The organism is Solwaraspora sp. WMMA2080 (genome assembly GCF_027497395.1).
GTDB lineage: Bacteria > Actinomycetota > Actinomycetes > Mycobacteriales > Micromonosporaceae > Micromonospora_E.
Window position 1 is genome coordinate 5,885,543 of the sequence record NZ_CP114910.1, and the last position, 17,871, is coordinate 5,903,413.

Annotated in this window: 18 protein-coding genes and 1 tRNA gene; 11 read left to right on the forward strand and 8 right to left on the reverse strand. The window is 68.5% G+C overall.

The annotated features are described in order from the left end of the window. Nucleotides 1-52: 52 nt before the first annotated feature. The gene (locus tag O7543_RS26980) at nt 53-1,864 is read right to left on the reverse strand and encodes a sulfatase-like hydrolase/transferase (protein ID WP_281551291.1); all 1,812 of its coding nucleotides are present in this window, start codon (nt 1,862-1,864) and stop codon (nt 53-55) included. A gap of 137 nt (nt 1,865-2,001) precedes the next feature. On the opposite strand from O7543_RS26980, the gene O7543_RS26985 reads away from it, so the two are divergent. The 4 genes from O7543_RS26985 to O7543_RS27000 are packed head-to-tail and all read left to right on the forward strand — an operon-like array spanning nt 2,002 to nt 4,872. Then, a complete protein-coding gene (locus O7543_RS26985; protein WP_281551290.1) occupies nt 2,002-2,670 on the forward strand; it encodes a permease-like cell division protein FtsX in 669 nt (222 codons plus the stop codon). Next, nucleotides 2,667-3,290 (forward strand): SigE family RNA polymerase sigma factor, encoded by a 624-nt coding sequence (locus O7543_RS26990; protein ID WP_281551289.1) that lies wholly within the window; start codon nt 2,667-2,669, stop codon nt 3,288-3,290. Before O7543_RS26985 ends, O7543_RS26990 begins: the two co-directional genes overlap by 4 nt. A 27-nt stretch (nt 3,291-3,317) precedes the next feature. Then, nucleotides 3,318-3,476 carry a hypothetical protein gene (locus tag O7543_RS26995; protein WP_281551288.1) on the forward strand — a complete coding sequence of 53 codons (159 nt, stop codon included), beginning with the start codon at nt 3,318-3,320 and terminating at the stop codon, nt 3,474-3,476. A gap of 40 nt (nt 3,477-3,516) precedes the next feature. After that, the gene (locus tag O7543_RS27000) at nt 3,517-4,872 is read left to right on the forward strand and encodes an FtsX-like permease family protein (RefSeq protein WP_281551287.1); all 1,356 of its coding nucleotides are present in this window, start codon (nt 3,517-3,519) and stop codon (nt 4,870-4,872) included. Nucleotides 4,873-4,941: 69 nt separating this feature from the next. On the opposite strand, the gene O7543_RS27005 is transcribed toward O7543_RS27000, so the two are convergent. From O7543_RS27005 to O7543_RS27015, 3 genes are all read right to left on the reverse strand, one after another. Beyond that, nucleotides 4,942-5,295 (reverse strand): YegP family protein, encoded by a 354-nt coding sequence (locus O7543_RS27005; protein WP_281555683.1) that lies wholly within the window; start codon nt 5,293-5,295, stop codon nt 4,942-4,944. Nucleotides 5,296-5,619: 324 nt separating this feature from the next. Next, nucleotides 5,620-5,695 (reverse strand) — tRNA-Arg (locus tag O7543_RS27010). Between the two features lie 55 nt (nt 5,696-5,750). Beyond that, nucleotides 5,751-6,776 carry an alpha/beta hydrolase gene (locus O7543_RS27015; protein ID WP_281551286.1) on the reverse strand — a complete coding sequence of 342 codons (1,026 nt, stop codon included), beginning with the start codon at nt 6,774-6,776 and terminating at the stop codon, nt 5,751-5,753. 116 nt (nt 6,777-6,892) lie between these two features. Here O7543_RS27015 and O7543_RS27020 point away from each other — a divergent pair, with 116 nt between their 5' ends. Beyond that, nucleotides 6,893-7,303: a PPOX class F420-dependent oxidoreductase gene (locus O7543_RS27020; RefSeq protein WP_281551285.1), complete on the forward strand. Its 411-nt coding sequence runs from the start codon at nt 6,893-6,895 to the stop codon at nt 7,301-7,303. Between the two features lie 80 nt (nt 7,304-7,383). Here O7543_RS27020 and O7543_RS27025 read toward each other — a convergent pair whose 3' ends face one another. Continuing rightward, entirely contained in the window at nt 7,384-7,875 is a 492-nt protein-coding gene (locus O7543_RS27025) for an SRPBCC domain-containing protein (RefSeq protein ID WP_281551284.1), read from the reverse strand. A 353-nt stretch (nt 7,876-8,228) separates the two neighbouring features. Then, nucleotides 8,229-9,248: an alpha/beta hydrolase gene (locus O7543_RS27030; protein WP_281551283.1), complete on the reverse strand. Its 1,020-nt coding sequence runs from the start codon at nt 9,246-9,248 to the stop codon at nt 8,229-8,231. Between the two features lie 580 nt (nt 9,249-9,828). Between O7543_RS27030 and O7543_RS27035 the strand changes: the two genes are divergently transcribed. The 3 genes from O7543_RS27035 to O7543_RS27045 all read left to right on the forward strand — a co-directional run bounded on the left by O7543_RS27035 (nt 9,829) and on the right by O7543_RS27045 (nt 13,704). Continuing rightward, on the forward strand, nt 9,829-11,457 hold the full coding sequence (locus tag O7543_RS27035; protein ID WP_281567288.1) for an FAD-binding oxidoreductase: 1,629 nt from the start codon (nt 9,829-9,831) through the stop codon (nt 11,455-11,457). A 74-nt stretch (nt 11,458-11,531) separates the two neighbouring features. Beyond that, the gene (locus O7543_RS27040; protein WP_281551282.1) at nt 11,532-12,239 is read left to right on the forward strand and encodes an SDR family NAD(P)-dependent oxidoreductase; all 708 of its coding nucleotides are present in this window, start codon (nt 11,532-11,534) and stop codon (nt 12,237-12,239) included. 280 nt (nt 12,240-12,519) lie between these two features. After that, nucleotides 12,520-13,704: an acyl-CoA dehydrogenase family protein gene (locus tag O7543_RS27045; RefSeq protein WP_281551281.1), complete on the forward strand. Its 1,185-nt coding sequence runs from the start codon at nt 12,520-12,522 to the stop codon at nt 13,702-13,704. A gap of 153 nt (nt 13,705-13,857) precedes the next feature. Here the strand turns inward: O7543_RS27045 and O7543_RS27050 are convergent, their stop codons facing one another. Both O7543_RS27050 and O7543_RS27055 read right to left on the reverse strand, forming a co-directional pair. Then, the gene (locus O7543_RS27050; protein WP_281551280.1) at nt 13,858-14,337 is read right to left on the reverse strand and encodes a helix-turn-helix domain-containing protein; all 480 of its coding nucleotides are present in this window, start codon (nt 14,335-14,337) and stop codon (nt 13,858-13,860) included. Nucleotides 14,338-14,425: 88 nt separating this feature from the next. Then, the gene (locus O7543_RS27055; protein ID WP_281567289.1) at nt 14,426-14,854 is read right to left on the reverse strand and encodes a nitroreductase/quinone reductase family protein; all 429 of its coding nucleotides are present in this window, start codon (nt 14,852-14,854) and stop codon (nt 14,426-14,428) included. 319 nt (nt 14,855-15,173) lie between these two features. On the opposite strand from O7543_RS27055, the gene O7543_RS27060 reads away from it, so the two are divergent. From O7543_RS27060 to O7543_RS27070, 3 genes are all read left to right on the forward strand, one after another. After that, nucleotides 15,174-15,611 carry an SRPBCC domain-containing protein gene (locus O7543_RS27060; RefSeq protein ID WP_281551278.1) on the forward strand — a complete coding sequence of 146 codons (438 nt, stop codon included), beginning with the start codon at nt 15,174-15,176 and terminating at the stop codon, nt 15,609-15,611. Between the two features lie 244 nt (nt 15,612-15,855). After that, the gene (locus tag O7543_RS27065; protein WP_281551277.1) at nt 15,856-16,704 is read left to right on the forward strand and encodes a single-stranded DNA-binding protein; all 849 of its coding nucleotides are present in this window, start codon (nt 15,856-15,858) and stop codon (nt 16,702-16,704) included. Nucleotides 16,705-16,842: 138 nt separating this feature from the next. Continuing rightward, nucleotides 16,843-17,871, forward strand: coding sequence for a cobalamin biosynthesis protein (locus tag O7543_RS27070; protein ID WP_281551276.1), 1,029 nt, complete (start codon nt 16,843-16,845; stop codon nt 17,869-17,871).

Consider the following 17,871-nt stretch of genomic DNA (forward strand, 5'->3'; position numbering starts at 1 on the left):
CAGTGCATAATGGCCGGCCTTACGAGACCGGCTCATGTGACGAGCGGAGCTCCTACTCGAAGGCGGTCAGGAACCGGTCCCGGAACGAGTCCATCTGCCACACCGGGGCCTGCGGACCGGGGCGCAGCCCTTCCTGCCAGTCCCAGCCGGCGACCCGGTCGAGGACCGCCTGGTCGCTGGTGACGATGGTGACCGGCACGTCGTGGCTGGCCCCCGGACCGGTCACCACCGGCGCCGGCTGGTGGTCGCCGAGGAAGACCACCACCAGATCGTCGTCGCCCTGCGACTCGATGTAGGAGATGATCGTGCTCAACGAGTACGCCACCGCCTTCGGGTAGTCGCTGCGCAATCCGTCCTCTGCGGACTTGTTGGCCTGGCCGGCGGCCATCGCCTCCCGGTCGAAGACCGAACCGTCGCGGACCGTGTTCCAGTTGACCAGCTGCGGCAGCGGGGTCCACGGCGCGTGGCTGGACAGCAACGCCACCTCGGCCATCACCGGCTGGTCGTTGTCGCGCCGCTCGAAGCGGTCGAATGCCGACAGCACATACTGATCGGGGATGGAGGCGAAGTTGAACCTGTCGCCCGCGTACCTCATGTTGCGCGAGTCGTAGACCTGGTCGTAGCCGAAGAACGCCCCCTCCGGCCAGGCCCGGCTGTTGCCGGGGAAGAAGCCGGCGACCCGCCAGCCGGCGTGGCCGAACGCCCGGGTCAACGTCAGCCGGTCACTGGTCACCAGGCTGCGGTAGCGCTGCTGGTTGTCCACCCACAGCCCGGACAGGGTGCTGGCGTGCGCCAGCCAGCTGCTGCCCCCGACCGTCGACGAGGTGAGGAACGCACTGCGCGACTGGAACCCCTGCGCCGCCAACCGCTGCGTACCGTCGTCGAGCAGATCGCCGATCAGCGGGCTGAAGTCGGGGTGGGTGACCGCGTCCCGGCCGTAGCTCTCCACGAACGCCAGCAGAACGTCCTTGCCACGTAGCGCGGTCAGCAGCTCGTCGCCGGGCACGTCCCGGAACGCGTCGACCGCTGCCAGCTCGGCGAACTCCTGCCGGTCCTGCAGGCTCGCGCCGATCTGCATGGTGTGGTCGTACGCCAACCGGGCGGTCGCCCGGTCGGCGATCGGCAGCCCGATCGTGCGCCACTCGTCCTGGTAGACCACCACCTGCGTACCGAGCAGGGCGAACACCAGCCAGCCGGCGGTCAGCGCACCAACCGTACCGCCGCCGATCCGTCGGTGTGCGGCCAACAGCCGGGCCAGCCGCAGCGTCGCGGCGACCAGCAGCGTCAGCACCGCGATCGTGAGCACGACGGTGCCGACCGCCGCGCCCACCGCTGCGGCCCGGCCGTAGGAGGCGTCGACGAACCGGAACCCGTCGGCCAGCAGACCCCAGTCCAGGACCGGGTCGAACGGCCGGTCCAGCACCGAGAAGAAGCCGATGTCGGCGACCTTCAGCGTGATCAGTACGCCGAGCAGCGCGCCGAGCGCGGCAGCCACCGGGGTGCGGACCCGGCCCGGCAGCACCAGCAGCAGCGCGGCGGCGACCAGCGCCTCGACCGGGATGCGGGCGAACGCGACCGGGACAATCAGATCCAGCTGGTACGGCAGGGTCATCGCGGCCAGCACGCCGCCGACCGCCAGCACGTCGGCCGACCATCGGGCGGTACGCCGTACCCGCGGACGCCACCGGTTGGCCGGCGGTGCCGTGCCATTCTGCGCCGTCGCCTGGTCCGGCCCGCCCTCCGCCGCTGGCGGGTCGGTCGGTGCCTGGTCCGCCGCCGTCTGGTCAGCCGGCTCGGCTACGGCGTCCTGGTCCGTCACGTCGTCAGCGGTGGTGGCCGGGGCGGAGTTCGTGGCGGAGGACAAGTTCGGGCCTTCCTGGTAGTCGGCCAGGCGGCGCGCCCTGCCGGACCGGACTCAGCACGATATCCGTACCACCGGACACCCACAAATACGCACGACCAGCCGGACCGGATCGATCTGCGGATCACCGGCTCCCGGCCGTGACCGGTCCGCCGCGTCGACCGGTCTTCTTCTGCATGGAACAGTTGCGGACGTACTTCGACCGGGCGCTCGACAGCGAACCGGCACCACCGGCGCCACTGGACGACCTGGCCCGAGTGGCCATGGCCGGCGGGAGCCGACTACGTCGACGCAGACAGATTGGGTACGCCGCCACGACGACCGCCGCTGCCGTGGCGCTTGTCGCGGTGGGCGTGCTGCTCCCGGTCAGGGACGCGCCCGAGCCCGTGCCGGCGCAGGCCGCCATGCCGTCGGCCTCGCCTGGCTGTGAACTGGTGCGTCCCACCAGCGCTGACGTGGCGACCGAAGCCGCCGTCTACCTGAGCGTCGACGTGACCGCCGAGCAGCGGCGCGCTGTCGACGCGGCGCTGCGGGCCGACCCGCAGGTCGGGTCGGTGGCGTATGAGAGCCGGCAGGACGCATACCAGCGGTTCGTACGGCGGTACCAGGACGATCCTGCTGTTCTGCTCGATCATCCCGACCTGATGGAGAAGGTGACCCCAGATCAGTTGCCGGAGTCTTTTCGGATTACCTTGGCGAACCCATCGGCGTACCAGCAGGTCAGCGGCGGACTACAGGCGATGCCCGGCGTCGAGACAGTCACCGGCTGGTTCTGCCTGTACGGCACGGACAAGCAGGTGGGCGAGTGAGTGGGGTTCGGGTCGTAGCGCCGGTCGCCGTGGACCTACCGGCGGAGCCGGCACCGACGAGGTCTGAGCGCGGCGGCGGTCCGCTGGCCCGCTGGGCCGCCAGCCGTCGGAATCAGCGAGTGGCCGGGGACGAGGCGTTCACCGCGTTCGTCGTTGACGCGGCTCCCCGGCTGCGCCGCGTCGCGTACCTGATGTGCCGGGACTGGCATCTCGCGCAGGACCTCACCCAGATCACCTTCACCCGGATGTACGCCTCGTGGAACCGGATCTGGCCCACGGCGAACCTGGACGCGTACAGCCGTCGGGTGCTGATCAACGCGGTCTCCGACGCGATGAAGCGGCGCAGCCGCACGGAGCTGGTGCTCGCCGAGCCGCCCGAGCCGGCGGCTCGGCCGACCGGCTCTGGCGGCTCGACCGAGCTGCAGATGGCGTTGCTGCAGGCGCTGGCGGAGTTTCCGGTGCGCGACCGGGCGGTGCTGGTGCTGCGGTACTGGGAGGATCAGAGCGTGCAGACCGTCGCCGAGATCCTCGGCATCACCACCTCGGCGGTGAAGATGTGCAGCATGCGGGCGCTGCAGCGGCTGCGTACCGTCCTCGGCGAGGACTTCCCGACCAGCTGATCGGTATCGCGACCTAGGCTGGGCGGCATGCCACCCGCGTCGACCTCACCGTACCGGCCGACGTCGCAGTACCGCTGGACGTTGCTCGACCTGGTCGTCGCGACGGCGGTGGCCACTGTCGCCTGGCAGTACCGTGCCTCGCTGGCGGACCTGGCGATCGGTTGGCCGGGTACTGCTCTCCGATGACCGGCACCCGGTTGGCCTCGCCGACCTCAGCGAGTACGGCGTGCTGGCCCTCAGCTGTGTGGCGATCTGGCTGATTGCGTACACCTTGCGGACCAGCAAGGAGCAGACGGCGGTTGAACTGCACGACGTCGTCGCACACAGCCTGGCGGTGAGGACCGTGCAGGCGGACGGTGCCAGCTACCTGATCGACCTGGACGCCGAGCAGGCCCGCAAGGCAATGGTCACGATCGGCGATACCGGCCGTGACGCGCGCGCCGGGCGTTACCCGGCCGCGGCGGGGGAGATTGCTGTCAACCGGTGCGCCGCCGACCGGCTCGGCGTCGGACCGGGCAGCACTCTGCGGCTGTACGGGGGCGACCCGACCGCTGCACCGGTCATCGCCACCGGCACCGGTGCCACCGTCGGCACTGCCAGCCTGCGCGCCTTCACCGACCAAGAACTGGCCGCCCGCGCCCCGGCCGACCTGGCACTGTTCGCCCACGACCAGCCGATCACCCCGGCTGTGGTCGAGCAGCTCCGGTCGCTCGACGCCGTCCGCCACGTCACCCCGTTCCAGCAGGCCCAGGCGACCATCGGCGACCGGTCGTACGCCACCATCGCCGTCGACCTAGCCGCACTGCCCCGGCTGACGATGCTGGTCAGCACCGACGGCGCGCTGACCGACCTCGGGCCGGGCCGGGTCGTGCTCGGCGAGGCGGTCGCCCGGGACCTGGCCGCCCAGGCCGGCGACCAGTTCGCGTACCGGGTTGAGGCCGGGCAGTTGAACCTGACCGTCGCGGCGGTGCTCGGCGGCGATGCGCCACTACAGTCCGATGTGGTACTGGTGCCAGGCGACCTGGACCGGCTCGGCGGTACGCGGACCGGGCTGCTGGCCGACTTCGCCGACGGCGTCGGTACCCGCGACGCGACAGTGGCCGCCGTACGGCAGCTCGGGGTCGCCGTCGGTGCCGACGTGGCCGTGCTGTCCGACTACCGCGAGGCGACCGACGCCGAGGTGACGTCGCTGTTCCTGATCGCATTGGGGCTGCTGGCGATGACCGTGCTGATCGCGGTGGTCGGGGTCGGCACCACCACCGCGCTGTCGGTGCTGGAACGCACCCAGGAAGTCGGACTGCTGCGGGCGCTCGGTCTGAGCCGGCGCCGGCTGCGGGCGATGATCCTGGTGGAATCAGGCCTGTACGGGGTGGTCGGCGCGGTGCTGGGGCTGGCGCTCGGCGTACCGCTGGCCTGGTTGTCGTTCGAGGCGCTGCGGCTGGGGATGCCGCCGGTGCTGCCGGCCGGGCAGCTGCTGGCGATCGTCGCGGCGTTGGCGGTGATCACCGCGATGGCCGGGTTGGCGCCGGCCCGCCGGGCCGCCCGGGTCAGCCCGGTCGCCGCCATCGGCGACCCGGACTGAACGGTACCGACGGTGAGTGGGCGCTGCGGTACGTCGATGCTGGGCGGCGTCACCCTGTACCGCAATGGCTCAGCCGGCCTTGCGCCGGGTAGCCGGGTCGTCAGCCTCGTCGAGGTCGACGATCGGGGCCTGCTGCACCGCGACCGTGAGAGCCTCCAGTGCACGGCGTGCGTCGTCGGAACTGCGGTAGCTCGAAGCACTGGTGGCCAGGATCTCACCGTTCGTACCGACCAGTCGCCAGCGATAGGTACGGAGTCTCCCGCTGACCAACTCGAAGCGAACCTGCCGGAGCTGATCAAACGGACCCGTCACCCGGACGGGCTCGCTATCGGCCAGCATGGCGTCGAACACATCCTCGGTCACGTCGAACTCGGCCAGCTCATCCTGCTGCATGCTTACCCGCATCCCCCTCATCCGCCACACCAAGTGCCATCCTTGACGTCCACCGGCTGCAGAATCACCCGCAGCAGCCGTCCCCCGCTCATCGTGTGCGACTACCAGGATTGGGATGGTCGTGCCATCCAACGCGAAGTGGGACCGCTGGCCACTGGCACGCGGCTCGGACCTGATCGCCGGTGACACCACGCCGGGAGCGGATCTTTGACTCGATACTCGGCGGTACCTCAATGTAGCCGATCCAGAACGTTGGCACTCGACAACCCTAGGTCACCTTGGTTGGCTGCGCGTCAACGCGTCCTATGGCTGTGGACGGCCAGCGACCGCAGGTCCTCTGACCTGGGGCGATGATGGTGCGCCCGGTAGGGTTCGAACCTACGACCTTGGGATTAGAAGTCCCCTGCTCTATCCGCTGAGCTACGGGCGCTTGCTGATCTTGTCCTGGCGTGCACATAGTAGTGGTCGCGGGTTGCCGTGACGAGTCAGTCGGTCTCCGGCAACCCTCGGTCGACCGGGCGTTGCGCCGCCACCGGTTGACCAGGGTCCGGGCCTAGCGGCTCGGTGGTGAAGTAGCCGCGCAGCCAGCGGTCCAGCTCGCTGAACAGCTCGTCGCGGGCTGGCTGGTGGGACAGGGTCAGGTCGTGCAGGCCGCCGTCGATGCGGACCACGGTGACGTGCCGGCCGAGCCGGGGGGCCCACCGGGCCATGTGCTCGACGTCGAGTACCGCGTCGGCCAGGGTAGCCGAATCGTGCCAGCTGTGGCTGCGGTAGGACCGGGAGGAACAGGCCAGCAGGACCGGCGCGGTGATTTGCAGTCCGGCACGCAGTTGTCGTTGGGCGCGGCGGATCGCGGTCAGCCAACCGGCCCGCACCGGAAACCCGGTGAGCGGCTTCCACTCCAGGTCGTAGTCCCATTCTCCGTTCTGGGAGGCGTGCACGCTTTGCCCGTACACCCGGGAGAGCCCGACCGGGACGATGCGGTAGGGCGAGCGGCCGGTGAGACGGCAGACGGCCGCCGCCACCGGCCGGCGGAGCAGCCACGGTGCGTTGAGGTCGAAGAACGGGCTGTTCAGGAACAACCCGTCCGGCGCGATGCCCTGGCTGGCCCGCGCGTCGGCCCAGACCGCCGCGATCAGCCCACCGGTGGAGTGGCCGTTGATCAGCAACGTCTCGTTGCCGTCCTGCTCGCGGATGATCCGGGCGGCGGCGTCCAGTTCCGGGAAGTAGTCGCTGAGGTCGCGGCAGAAGTTCGGGGTCTGGTGCGGAAGCAGGCTCCGGCCGTACTTGCGCAGGTCGAGGGCGTAGAAGTCCCAGCCGCCACGGACGAAGTGGTCTGCCAGATGGGTCTGGAAGAAGTAGTCGACGAAGCCGTGCAGGTAGAGCACCGCCCGCCCGGCCGGGCGGTCCGCCCGGCGCCGGACCAGGGTCGCGACGACCGGACCCTCGTCGTCTGGGGCCAGCTCGATGACCTGCTGCTCGTACGGGAGTCCGAGGATGTCAGGCTGCACGACCTTGACCGTACCGCCGGACGGTTACCTCCGGGTAGCACCGCGCTGCGCGTCGCACAATCAAAGGCGGCACTGGCAGCGGCCGAGCGGCGGTGCGTGGCGCGAGGAGGTACGGGATGAAGGTTGAACAGGCGACGGCGTTCCTGCGGGCGAATCATCGGGCGGTGATGGTGACCCGGCATCCGGATGGCCGGCCGCAGACCAGTCCGGTGCTGGTCGCGGTCGACGACGCCGGCCGAGTGCTGGTCAGCACCAGGGAAGGTGCGGTCAAGGTCCACAACCTGCTGCGCGATCCGCGGGTCACGTTCTGCGTGACCACGGACCGGTTCTTTGGCGACTGGGTGCAGATCGACGGGCGTGCGGAGGTGGTACGGCTGCCCGAAGCACTCGACGTGCTGGTCGACTACTACCGACGGATCGCCGGAGAGCATTCCGACTGGGACGACTATCGGGCTGCGATGCGCCGCGACAAGCGGGTGGCGATCCGGGTGAGCGTTATGCGTGCCGGCCCGGACGTGCACAGGTGACGGTCCGGATGAGCCCGGGCAACTGCCTGGACGGCCGGCGTGTAGAGCCCCGGTCGGGTTGACCGGGGCTCTACGGCGGATCAGCGGCTGGCCGATCCGAGCTCTGCCTCGGCCGTGGTCTGTGCCTGGCCCGTGGCGTTGGGCGCGCCCTGGCCCTTGCCGATCAGTTCCTTGAGGCTGCCGTTGATGTAGTTGCCCCACCCTTCCTGGCAGGCGTTGTAGCACTCGAACTCCGGCACCAGCCCGTGGTGGGTGAAGAGGACCTTGGTCTTGCCGCCCTCCTCCGAGATGTCGAAGGTCATCGTGGTGTCGACCCACTCGGAGCTGTCCTTGACGAACGAGAAGTAGTTGTCCACCACGTGCCAGGCGACCTTCTCGCCGGGAACCGACTCGGTCACCCGGATCGTGCAGCGGTGCAGGTCCTCGAAGTGGTACCGGAACTCGTCGCCGGCCTTCTCGGCGCTGCCCTCGATCTCGGCCGACCACCATCCCTGCGGATTGGTGATGGCTTCGTACGCCTCCTTCGGGGACTGGTCCACGGTGAACTCGGTGGTGTAACTCGGCCCAGTCATGATTTCCTCGCATTCGTGGTATGCGGAAAAGGGGTTGGCGACGTCCCGCGACCGTGCGTCGCGGAAGTCGGCAATGCTCCGCATCGGGCGGAGCTGTCGGAACGTCGGCATCCTTTCTGGATGGCCGGCTTGTGTCGCGCACCCACTGACCTAGGCTAATGCGTCTACTTGTGTCACGCAAGTCACGTGTGGGGCGTGTCGGCGTGCCGTCAAGCAAGGTTCACATGCTGGCAATACACACTTTCCGCCAGTCGTGACCATCGATGTCTTTGGTTCGCCTCCAGCGCGGTGACCGTTGGTCACGGCGCGGGCACGGTCCACCGGTAGCGGTGAACCGTGCCCGCAAAGGCCGGTCAGGCGACGCAGCTCGAGAGCGGCTCGGTGGGCGCGGGTACGCCCTCAGGTCCGAAGAAGAGGTTGGCGCAGTCGATCAGGAACTCCGGAGTTTCCTCCTGAATCCAGTGACCGGCCCCGGGGGCCACGACGCCTCGGACATCATCGGCGACCTGCTCGAACGAGGCCGCCACACCGAGCCCGAAGACGAACTCGGCACCCATCGCAAGCACCGGCTGGGTCAGCCGCTTGGACTCGGCGTGGGCCTTGGTGTCCTCCGCGTTCTCCGGCCAGGCCCGGTAGTAGTTGTAGCCGGCGCTGCGCCGGGCCGGGTGCAGGTAGGCGCGGATGTGGCTGTCCCGGTCAATCGCGTCGGGGACCGCCGCGAACTCGAAGACGTAGTTCAGGTAGGTGGAGACGTCGCTGTTGTCCACGATCTTCTCCGGCACCGGCGACGGCGCCATGTTGAGCTTGAAGTGGAAGCTGAGCGGATACGCGTCCTCCAAGCCGAAGCCCAGTAGCGGCGAGTCGAGCACCGCCAGGCGGGTCACCTCCTGTGGGTAGTCCCGGGCCCAGGCGTAGCCGACCAGAACGCCCATGTCGTGCCCCATGACCTTCACCTCGCGGTACCCGAGCCGGTTCACCGCCTGATGCAGACGGGCGGCCGTGGTCTTCTGGTCGTAGCCGTCCCGCGGGATCGCGGAGTAGCCGAGGCCGGGCAGGTCGAACGCGATCACCGTGTGCGTCTTGGCCAGCTCGGGCATCACCAGATGCCAACCCCACCAGGTCTCGGGCCAGCCGTGCAGCAGCACGAGCGCCGGCCCGGAACCGCCCTTGACGTAGTGCACCTTGCCGCCGTCGGTGCGGACCAGACCATGCCGGAAGGTCCGGTCGAAGACCGCGCGACCGACGACCGGCTCCCGCTGGGCGTGTCCACCTCGCGCTGCGGTGGCGTCGGAGCCGCCGTTCGAGCCGTGAGCCACCGCTGCCCCGACACTACCGACGATCACCGCCAGGGCGGTGATCCCTCCGACGATCATCCGTTTCAGTGTCAACCGCGATCCCCTGACCCGAGCATCGACCAACCGTGGCGACATGGCTCTACCTCTCCCTCTTGTCGACCGCATATGGCGGGTTGCGTCCAAGCTATGACGATTGGCGAAGAATGTATACTTCTCGATTGCTGTCTCTCCGCGATCGTCTCCAGTCCTCTCCAAGTGCAGCCCGAGGCGTGACGCAGCAGCGCCGGTGCGATGCTGGTCCCCGCCGAGGGGCGGTCACCTGACTACTGGTCACCCACATCGGACGGTGGGTTCGGGTCGCTGCCCGGAACCGGGACGCGCGCTCGACTCTGCCAATTCTTCATGTTCCTCGGCCACTTCCGTATTGCCCTGTTGGCTACTGCCGCCGTCGTCGCCGGCCTAATCGCGATCCTGACGGACGGAAATTCAATCAACCGCAGCGAGTAGTGGCAAAAAGAAGCGGTCACTGGGAGAGGGCAATTTCAAGGAAGCAGGCGGGTGTCGCCGGATCATAGCCTGGCGACCGATGCGCGGACGTGGCCAGGGGAATTGGTGTCGTCCGCTCTCACTGTCTCGATTCAGAGAGGACAGGATTGCCATGACCAACGAAGAGCGGAAGTTCGAACGGCGTACGTTACTTGCCGGTGCCGCAGGGGCCGGAGGCGTCGCCCTGGCCGGTGCCGCACTGCCCGGCACGGCACTCGCGCACGGGAGTGGAGCGTCGGGTGCGCTGGTAGCGCCCGTCACTCCGGCTGACCCCCAATACCCCGACCTTGTGATGGGGCTGAACAACCGGTGGACCGCGACACCCAACTCGGTGTACGTGGTGGATTCCCCGAACCAGGTTGCCCCGATCGTCCGACGCGCGGTGCGTCGCGGAACCAAATTGACCGTCCGGGGCGGCGGTCACGGTTTCGAAGACTTCGTCTACAACAGTGAAGTCGAAACGATCATCGACATGACGAACATGAATAGGATCTACTACGACGCGAGAATGAAGGCTGTTGCGGTGGAGGCCGGCGCCATTCTGCTCGACGTCTATGAGAAGCTCTACCAGACCTGGGGCGTCACGCTGCCTGGCGGTGTCTGCTACTCCGTCGGAATGGGCGGCCACGTCGCCGGCGGCGGCTGGGGCTGGCTTGTCCGCCGCAACGGACTGATCGTCGACCACCTGTACGCCGTCGAGGTGGTCACGGTCAACGCCGCCGGCAGGGTCAACACGATCATCGCCACGCGGGAAAAGCGGGACCCGCACCGCCACCTGTGGTGGGCCCACACCGGTGGCGGCGGTGGGAACTTCGGTGTCGTCACCCGGTACTTCTTCCGCTCGCCTGGAGCGCACGGCCGGTCCCCGGCGCAGCTTCTGCCGAAACCGCCGTCCAAAGTACTGTCCAGCTTCGCCCTATGGAGCTGGAGCACCATGACCGAAGCCGACTACATCCGCCTGCTCCAGAACTACGCCAGCTGGCACGTCGCGAACATCTCCCCGGACAGCCCCACCCGCGAGGTGACGAGCCTGATCCAGTCGTTCCACCGGTCCAACGGCGAAATACACATGTACGCCTTCGTCGACTCCGCCGTGCCGAACGCGCAACAGATGCTGGACAGCTACCTGGCCCATCTGCAGAACGGTGTGACACCGGCCGTGTTCGCTTCGCAGAGCACCATGCCATGGCTGCAGTTCTGCAAGCTCACCGGTACCACCAACACGTTGAACAACGACCCGACGCTACGCGGCGAGTACAAGTCCGCGTTCATGAAGGACACCTTCACCACTGCGCAGGCCTCCGCGATCTACCGGGCGATGACCCGGTCGGACATCAACAATCCGAATCTGAACATCGTCATCAGCCCGTACGGCGGCAGGACTGCGGCCGTGCCCGACGCCGCGACGGCGATTCCCCACCGGGAGGCCGCCTACAAGCTGCTCTGGCAGGCGCAGTGGGCCAATCCGGCGGACGACGCGGCGAACATCGCGTGGGCCCGGGAGACCTACCGTGACACTTTCGCGGACACCGGCGGCGTGCCCGTACCGAACGACCAGACCGACGGTTGCTACGTCAACTATCCGGACGCCGACCTGAGCGATCCGGCCTGGAACGGGTCGGCCTTCGCCTGGTACGACCTCTACTACAAGGAGAACTACCGCCGGCTGCAGGCGGTGAAGAAGGCCTACGACCCGCGGAACTTCTTCAACCACCGGCAGTCGGTCGAGCTCCCGTCCTGATCGGACGGGTGTCAGAAGCATGTCCATACGAAAGGGAGTACGGAATGCACACGATCACCGGTAAGACGGTCCTGGTGACCGGCGCCAACCGCGGCATCGGCCGGGCGCTGCTCGAGGAGGCGCTCAACCGGGGCGCGAAGCGGGTGTACGCCGGGACGCGTCAGCCGTTCGACCACCCGGACGGGCGGGTCACCGCAGTGACGCTGGACGTGACCGACGCGGGGCAGATCGCACAGGCCGCGAAGACCGTCGGCGAACTCGACGTGCTGGTGAACAACGCCGGCGAGGTCACGTTCGACGACCTGAGCGATCGCGCGGTGCTCGAGAAGATGTTCGCGGTGAACTTCTTCGGCGTGTACGACACCATTCAGGCGTTCCTCCCGGCGCTGATCCGGTCCCAGGGTGCGATCATCAACAACATTTCGGTGAACGCGTTCGCGCCGTTCCCATTGGTCTCGTCGTACTCGGCGGCCAAGGCAGCGGCGTTCAACCTGTCGCAGTCGCTTCGTGGTCTGCTGGCGGGTAAGGGCGTCGGCGTGCACGCCGTCATGACCGGGCTCGTCGACACCGACATGACCAAGGGCTTCGACGTGATGGCCAAGGCGGCGCCCGAGCACGTGGCCAAGAACGTCTACGACGGGCTGGAAAAGGGCGAGGAGGAGATCTTCCCCGATGCCATGGCCGAGCCGCTGGCCGACAGCTGGCGTTCGGGCGGGGGGAAGAACTTGGAGCGCCAGTACGCACAGATGGCGGCGCAGATCGCCGCAGCTCAGTCCGCCTGAGCGACAGACCATGACGGGCGGTGCCGCCCGAGGCAGGTAAGTAATGGGCAGTGGACGTCGTCGAAATGGCGTCCACTGCCCATCTGTGTTCAGCCCACGAATGTTCTGTCGGACTGGAACTCGGCCGGCGGCTCAGTATGCAGTTCGTTCCTGAGCAACGTGAGAGATGTGGACCGTAGGGGCCTCATGCCAGAGTTTGTGACGACGGGACGTCCCCCCGACATCCTGCCGCAGTAGCTGCGCCAGGCACCAATTTCTGCCTTCGTCTGGAGGAGTAAAGATGACGGTAATCGAGTCCGCGCCACAGCCCGAACTCGTACAGCGGGCCAGGGACCTGATCCCGCTGATCCAGAAGCACGCCGCGTGGCAGGAGGAGAACCGCGCCCTGCACGCGGAGGTGCTCGACGCGCTGAAGGACGCCGGGCTGCTGCGGTTGCGGTTCCCGGCGCGCTACGGCGGCACCGTGCCGGACGCGCGTACGGTGGTGGACGTGGTCGCAGAGCTGGGCCACGGCGACGGCTCCACCGGTTGGACCATCAGCACCATGACGATCGGTGCCTGGCTGGCCGGCCTGCTGCCCGACGAGGCGCAGGACGAGATCTTCGCGAACCCGGAGGACCGGTTCTGCGGCTCGGTCGGCCCGAACGGGGTCGCCGTGAAGACCGAGGGTGGCTACATCCTGAACGGTCGTTGGCACTTCAACACCGGTGCCCCGCAGGCGCAGTGGGACACCCACTCCATCATGATCGACCTCGGTGACGGCAACATGGTGCCGGGTATGGCGGTCGTTCCGGTCTCGGACCTGACGATCGTCGACGACTGGCACACGGTCGGCCTGCGCGGCACCGGCAGTGTCACGACCATCGCCCAGGACCTGTTCGTGCCCGAGAACCGGGTGCTGAACATGGTGCCGGTCATGATGCACAACCAGCATGCGTCGAAGATCAACGCCGACTATCAGGCGTGGCGGGTGCCGTTCCTGCAGTTTGCGGTCGCCGTGGCAGCCGCACCGGCGCTCGGCATGGCGCGGGCCGCCTGGGACGCTTTCATGGAGCGGCTGCCAAGCCGGCGGATCACCTACACGAACTACGAGAAGCAGATCGAGGCGACGCTGACCCACCTGCAGGTCGCCGAGGCGCGAGTCAAGATCGACGAAGCCGAGTTCCACCTGCACCGGGCAGTCCGCCGGCTCGATGAGAAGGCCCTCAGCGGCGAGCCGTGGACCCTGGAGGACCGCGCTGCGGCACGGATGGACGCCGGTGCCGTCTGTGCCCGGGCGAAGGAGGCCGTGGACATCCTGAACAACGCCAGTGGCGGTTCGTCGGTGTATTCCGAGGTGCCGATCCAGCGGATCGAGCGGGACGTCCAGACGATCAACCTGCACGGCATCATGCACCCGAACACGAACCTGGAAACCTACGGCCGTGTCCTGTGCGGCCTGGAGCCCAACACGATGTTCCTGTAGAAGTTGCCTCGTACGCGTGGCCGGACCCACGGGTCCGGCCACGCGTCCATTTGGGCGCGCGGCCAGCGGACCACACCGTTTACCCGCACCCTTGGCACGGTGCCGCACCGGCAGATCTGGCCGCACCAGCAGCACGGTCGAGGTTGCGGCGGGTCAGCGTCGCTGTCTGCGCTGCTCGCGCAGCGCGATGAACCGGGAGTCGACGCGCGCCGTCACGTCGCTGGACGACGGAGAGGTGCCGCAACCCGCGCATCCGACCTGCAGACTGACGTGGCCGCCACAGCCTTCGTGTTCGAAGGCGACCGGCCGCCCCTCCGGATTGGCCCACCGGTCACCCCACTCGGTGAGTGCGAGGATGACCGGTTGCAGTTGGCGACCCTTTTCGGTGAGCACGTATTCGACGTGGGCGCCACCGGCACCCGGCCGTGTCTCGAAGACGCCCGCCTCGACGAACTCGCTCAACCGTTTGGCCAGGATGTTCGTGGCCACACCCAGGTCCCGCTGGAAGTCCGTGAACCGGGTCATCCCGAAGAACATCGCGTTGCGGATGATGAGCAGGCTCCAGCGCTCGCCGACGACCTCGAGTGTCCGCGCGGCAGAGCAGACCTCGTTGGCGTACAGGCGTCCCAGCACAAGCCAAAGTCTGGCATGTTGGCTTGCGTGGTGCAAGCAGATGTGCTGAACTGGCCAGGTGGCCGCCCCGCTGACCGGAGTTGTGCCGTCAGGTCGTGCGGGTCAGCAGGAACATCGGCAACTGCCGCCCGGTCCTGGCCGCGAACTCGTCCGGGCCGGTGGCCTCGCCGAACAGTTCCGACCACAATCGGCTGCGGGTGCCATCGTCGAGTGGCTCGACGGTCACCGAGAAGGTCTCCTCGCCCAGTTCGACGGTCGTGCTCGCCATGGCGGCCAGGTTCGCGCACCAGGCCGGGCGGACCGGAGAGTCGCCGTTGGATCCGACGACGGCGTAGCGGCGCTGGTCATCGAACGGAAAGCAGATCAGCGGCGTGACCCGGCCGATCCCGGTCCGGATGCCGACGTGGTGCACCAGGATGACGAGGGAGTCGGCCAGGATTCCGCCGACTCGGCCTGCGTTCGCGCGGAACTCCTCGATAACTCTTCGATTGAAATCGATGGCCTCGTCCCTGGGCATCAGTGGCATGGGTTCACTCCAACTCGTGGGTCGAGGTGCCGTGCTGCCGGCATCCGCAACTGCTCCGGAACTCCACGGTACCGATCCGGTGCGGCGGCAAGGGCACCGCGAGCATCTCCGGACCGACGACCGGTCCCACAGTTCTCCGATTTTGCCCGATGTAGAGCAGGATCCCCGGGGATCGTCCGGTGCGCCGTACGCTGGCGAGGAGAGGCGTGAATCTCGCCGGGCGGCGAGGACCGATAGACCGCCCGCCGCGGTGTCGTGTTCGTATCCGGGGCACCTGCGTCCACCGCAACATCCCAACCAGGAGGAAGACATGAGCGAGAGCTACACGACGTCCTTCAGCGTGCACCAGAACCCCGAGGACGTCTTCCACGCCATCAACGACGTACGCGGGTGGTGGGACGGGGAGATCGAGGGAACGGCGGACAGTCTCGGCGCCGAGTTCACCTACCGACACGGCGCGCTGCACTACTCGAAGCAGAAGGTCACCGAGTTCGTGCCCGGAAAGAAGGTCGTCTGGCTCGTCACCGAGGCCGACATCACCTTCGTGGCGGACAGGACAGAGTGGAAGGACACGCGGGTCGTCTTCGACATCGCAGAGAAGGACGGCAAAACGGAGGTCACGTTCACCCACGAGGGGCTCGTGCCGCAGTTCGAGTGCTACGGCGGCTGCAGTGATGCCTGGGGATACTACGTCAAGGACAGTCTTCCCAGGTTCATCGCCAAGAGCCGGTCCGAGGTCGGTAGCTGATCCTACCGGTCACCACCGGACACCATCCGACTTCCATCCGGCGGGTGGGCCGCTGAGCAGCGGCCCACCCGCCGGTTCCGTGTCGCGTCTTAGCAGATCAACTCGGTATCGGTGCGGTTGTCCACAGCCGTGGTTCTGTCCACAGAACCACCGGCCGGTGGCTGGCGGCAGGGGTGCCGTCAATCGAGGCTGTGCGTCGAGTCGACTCGATCAGATCAACCCGACGAGCCCCTGCGGAGATGCGATGTTCGATACGTACGTAACGGTTGTCGGTAACGTGCTGACCACGCCGGAGTGGCGGCGTACCACCCAGACCAACACGCTGGTCGCCAATTTCAAAGTGGCCTCGACGGCGCGCCGGCTCGACCGGGAGAGCAACCGCTGGGTCGACGGCAACAGCCTCCGGGTCCGGGTGAACTGCTGGCGCAAACTGGCCGAAGGGGTCTGCTCCTCGGTCATGCTCGGCGACCCGGTCGTCGTGGTCGGCCGGCTCTACACCCGCGACTGGGTCGACGGCGACGGCAACAACCGCCTGCAGTACGAGATGGAGGCGGTGGCGGTCGGGCACGACCTGGCCCGGGGACGGGGCCGGTTCACCCGCAACCGGCCGACGTTGGCGACCAGCGAAGTTGACGGGGACGACCCGGAGCGGCGGGTGCAGGGCGAGGCCACCGCCGAGGTGCCGGCCGCCGAGGTGCCGGCGACCCGCAACGAGCTGTTCGACGGTGATGACGACCCGATGTTCCTGGAATCGTCGGTGCCGTCGCCGGTCGAAGGGGAACCGAACCGTCCGGGTGGTCGGCCGATCACGCTGGCGGTGGACGTGCTCGCCGCCGAGGCAGCCGCCTCGGCCCAGGCCGGCGCAGCCGCCGTTTCGACCGAGGACGCCGGAGCCGGCACCACGACGACCGGCGACGACGCCGGTCACCGTGACGAGCTATTGGACATGCTGGTGGACACATCGTCGTCGCAGTCGCTCGGCGGCGACGGGGTTCCCGACGATCCGACCGGCGATCCGCTGCCGGCCGAGGATCGGCCGGCTTCGTCCGGCCGGGCCCGGCGGTCGCGCAGCCGGACGGCGGTGCCGGTCTGACCCTGGCCCGGTTCATGCCGACGAGCGCGGTGGTGCGGGCCGACCCGCCCGTACCACCGCTTCGACGGTCAGCCGCCCGGTGACAGGTGACCGTCGGCCGACCCGTCACCTGTCACCGGCCCCACGTAGGCTGCCGGAGTGGCTACCAGCGCTGGCAGGGTCAACACGTCGGCCGCCGCCGCCACGGCCGGCGGCCTGGTCGCCGGCTATGCCCTGGACACCCTTTTCGGCGACCCCCGCCGCTGGCATCCGGTCGCCGGGTACGGCCGGTTGGCCGGTGCCGCCGAGCGCCGGCTGTACCGGCCGACCCGTCGGGCCGGCGTCGCCTACGCAGCCGTGGCCGTCGGGGGGCCGGTGATCGCCGCCGTGGCTGCGTCGGTGCTGACCCGGCGGCATCCGATCGCCCGGGTGGCAATCGTCGCCGGCACCACCTGGGCGGTGCTCGGCGGCCGTACGCTGCGGACCGAGGCGGACGTTATGGCGCGGGCGCTGCGCCGAGCAGACGTACCAGCGGCCCGACGCCGGCTCAACCATCTCTGCGGCCGGGATCCGGCCGCGCTCGACGCGCCGGAGCTGGCCCGGGCGACCGTCGAGTCGGTCGCCGAGAACACCTCGGACGCCGTGGTCGCGCCGCTGTTCTGGGGTGCCGTCGCCGGTCTGCCCGGCCTGGTCGGCTACCGGGCGGCGAACACGTTGGACGCGATGATCGGGCACCGGTCGTCGCGCTACGAACGGTTCGGCACGGCTGCGGCGCGACTCGACGACCTGCTCAACTTCGTGCCGTCGCGGCTCACCGGGCTGGCCGCCGTGTGGTGGTCGCCGACGGTCAAGGGCGACCGGGCACGGGCCTGGCGGGTGTGGCGGCGCGACCGCGCCGACCATCCGAGCCCCAACGCCGGTCAGTGCGAGGCGGCGTTCGCCGGGGCGCTCGGGATCCGGCTCGGTGGACGCAACATCTACTTCGGGCGTTCCGAGGTGCGTCCGTATCTCGGTGACGGTCCGCGTCCCTCGCCTCGGCAGATCCGCCGGGCAGCCACCCTGTCCCGGCGGGTCGGCGACACCGCTGCCGTCGCGTCCGGGTTCGCGGCGCCGGCCGTGCAGTTGGCCGCCGCACAGCTGACCGTACAGATGGTCAGGGCCGCCCTACGGACAATTCGCCGCCGGTAG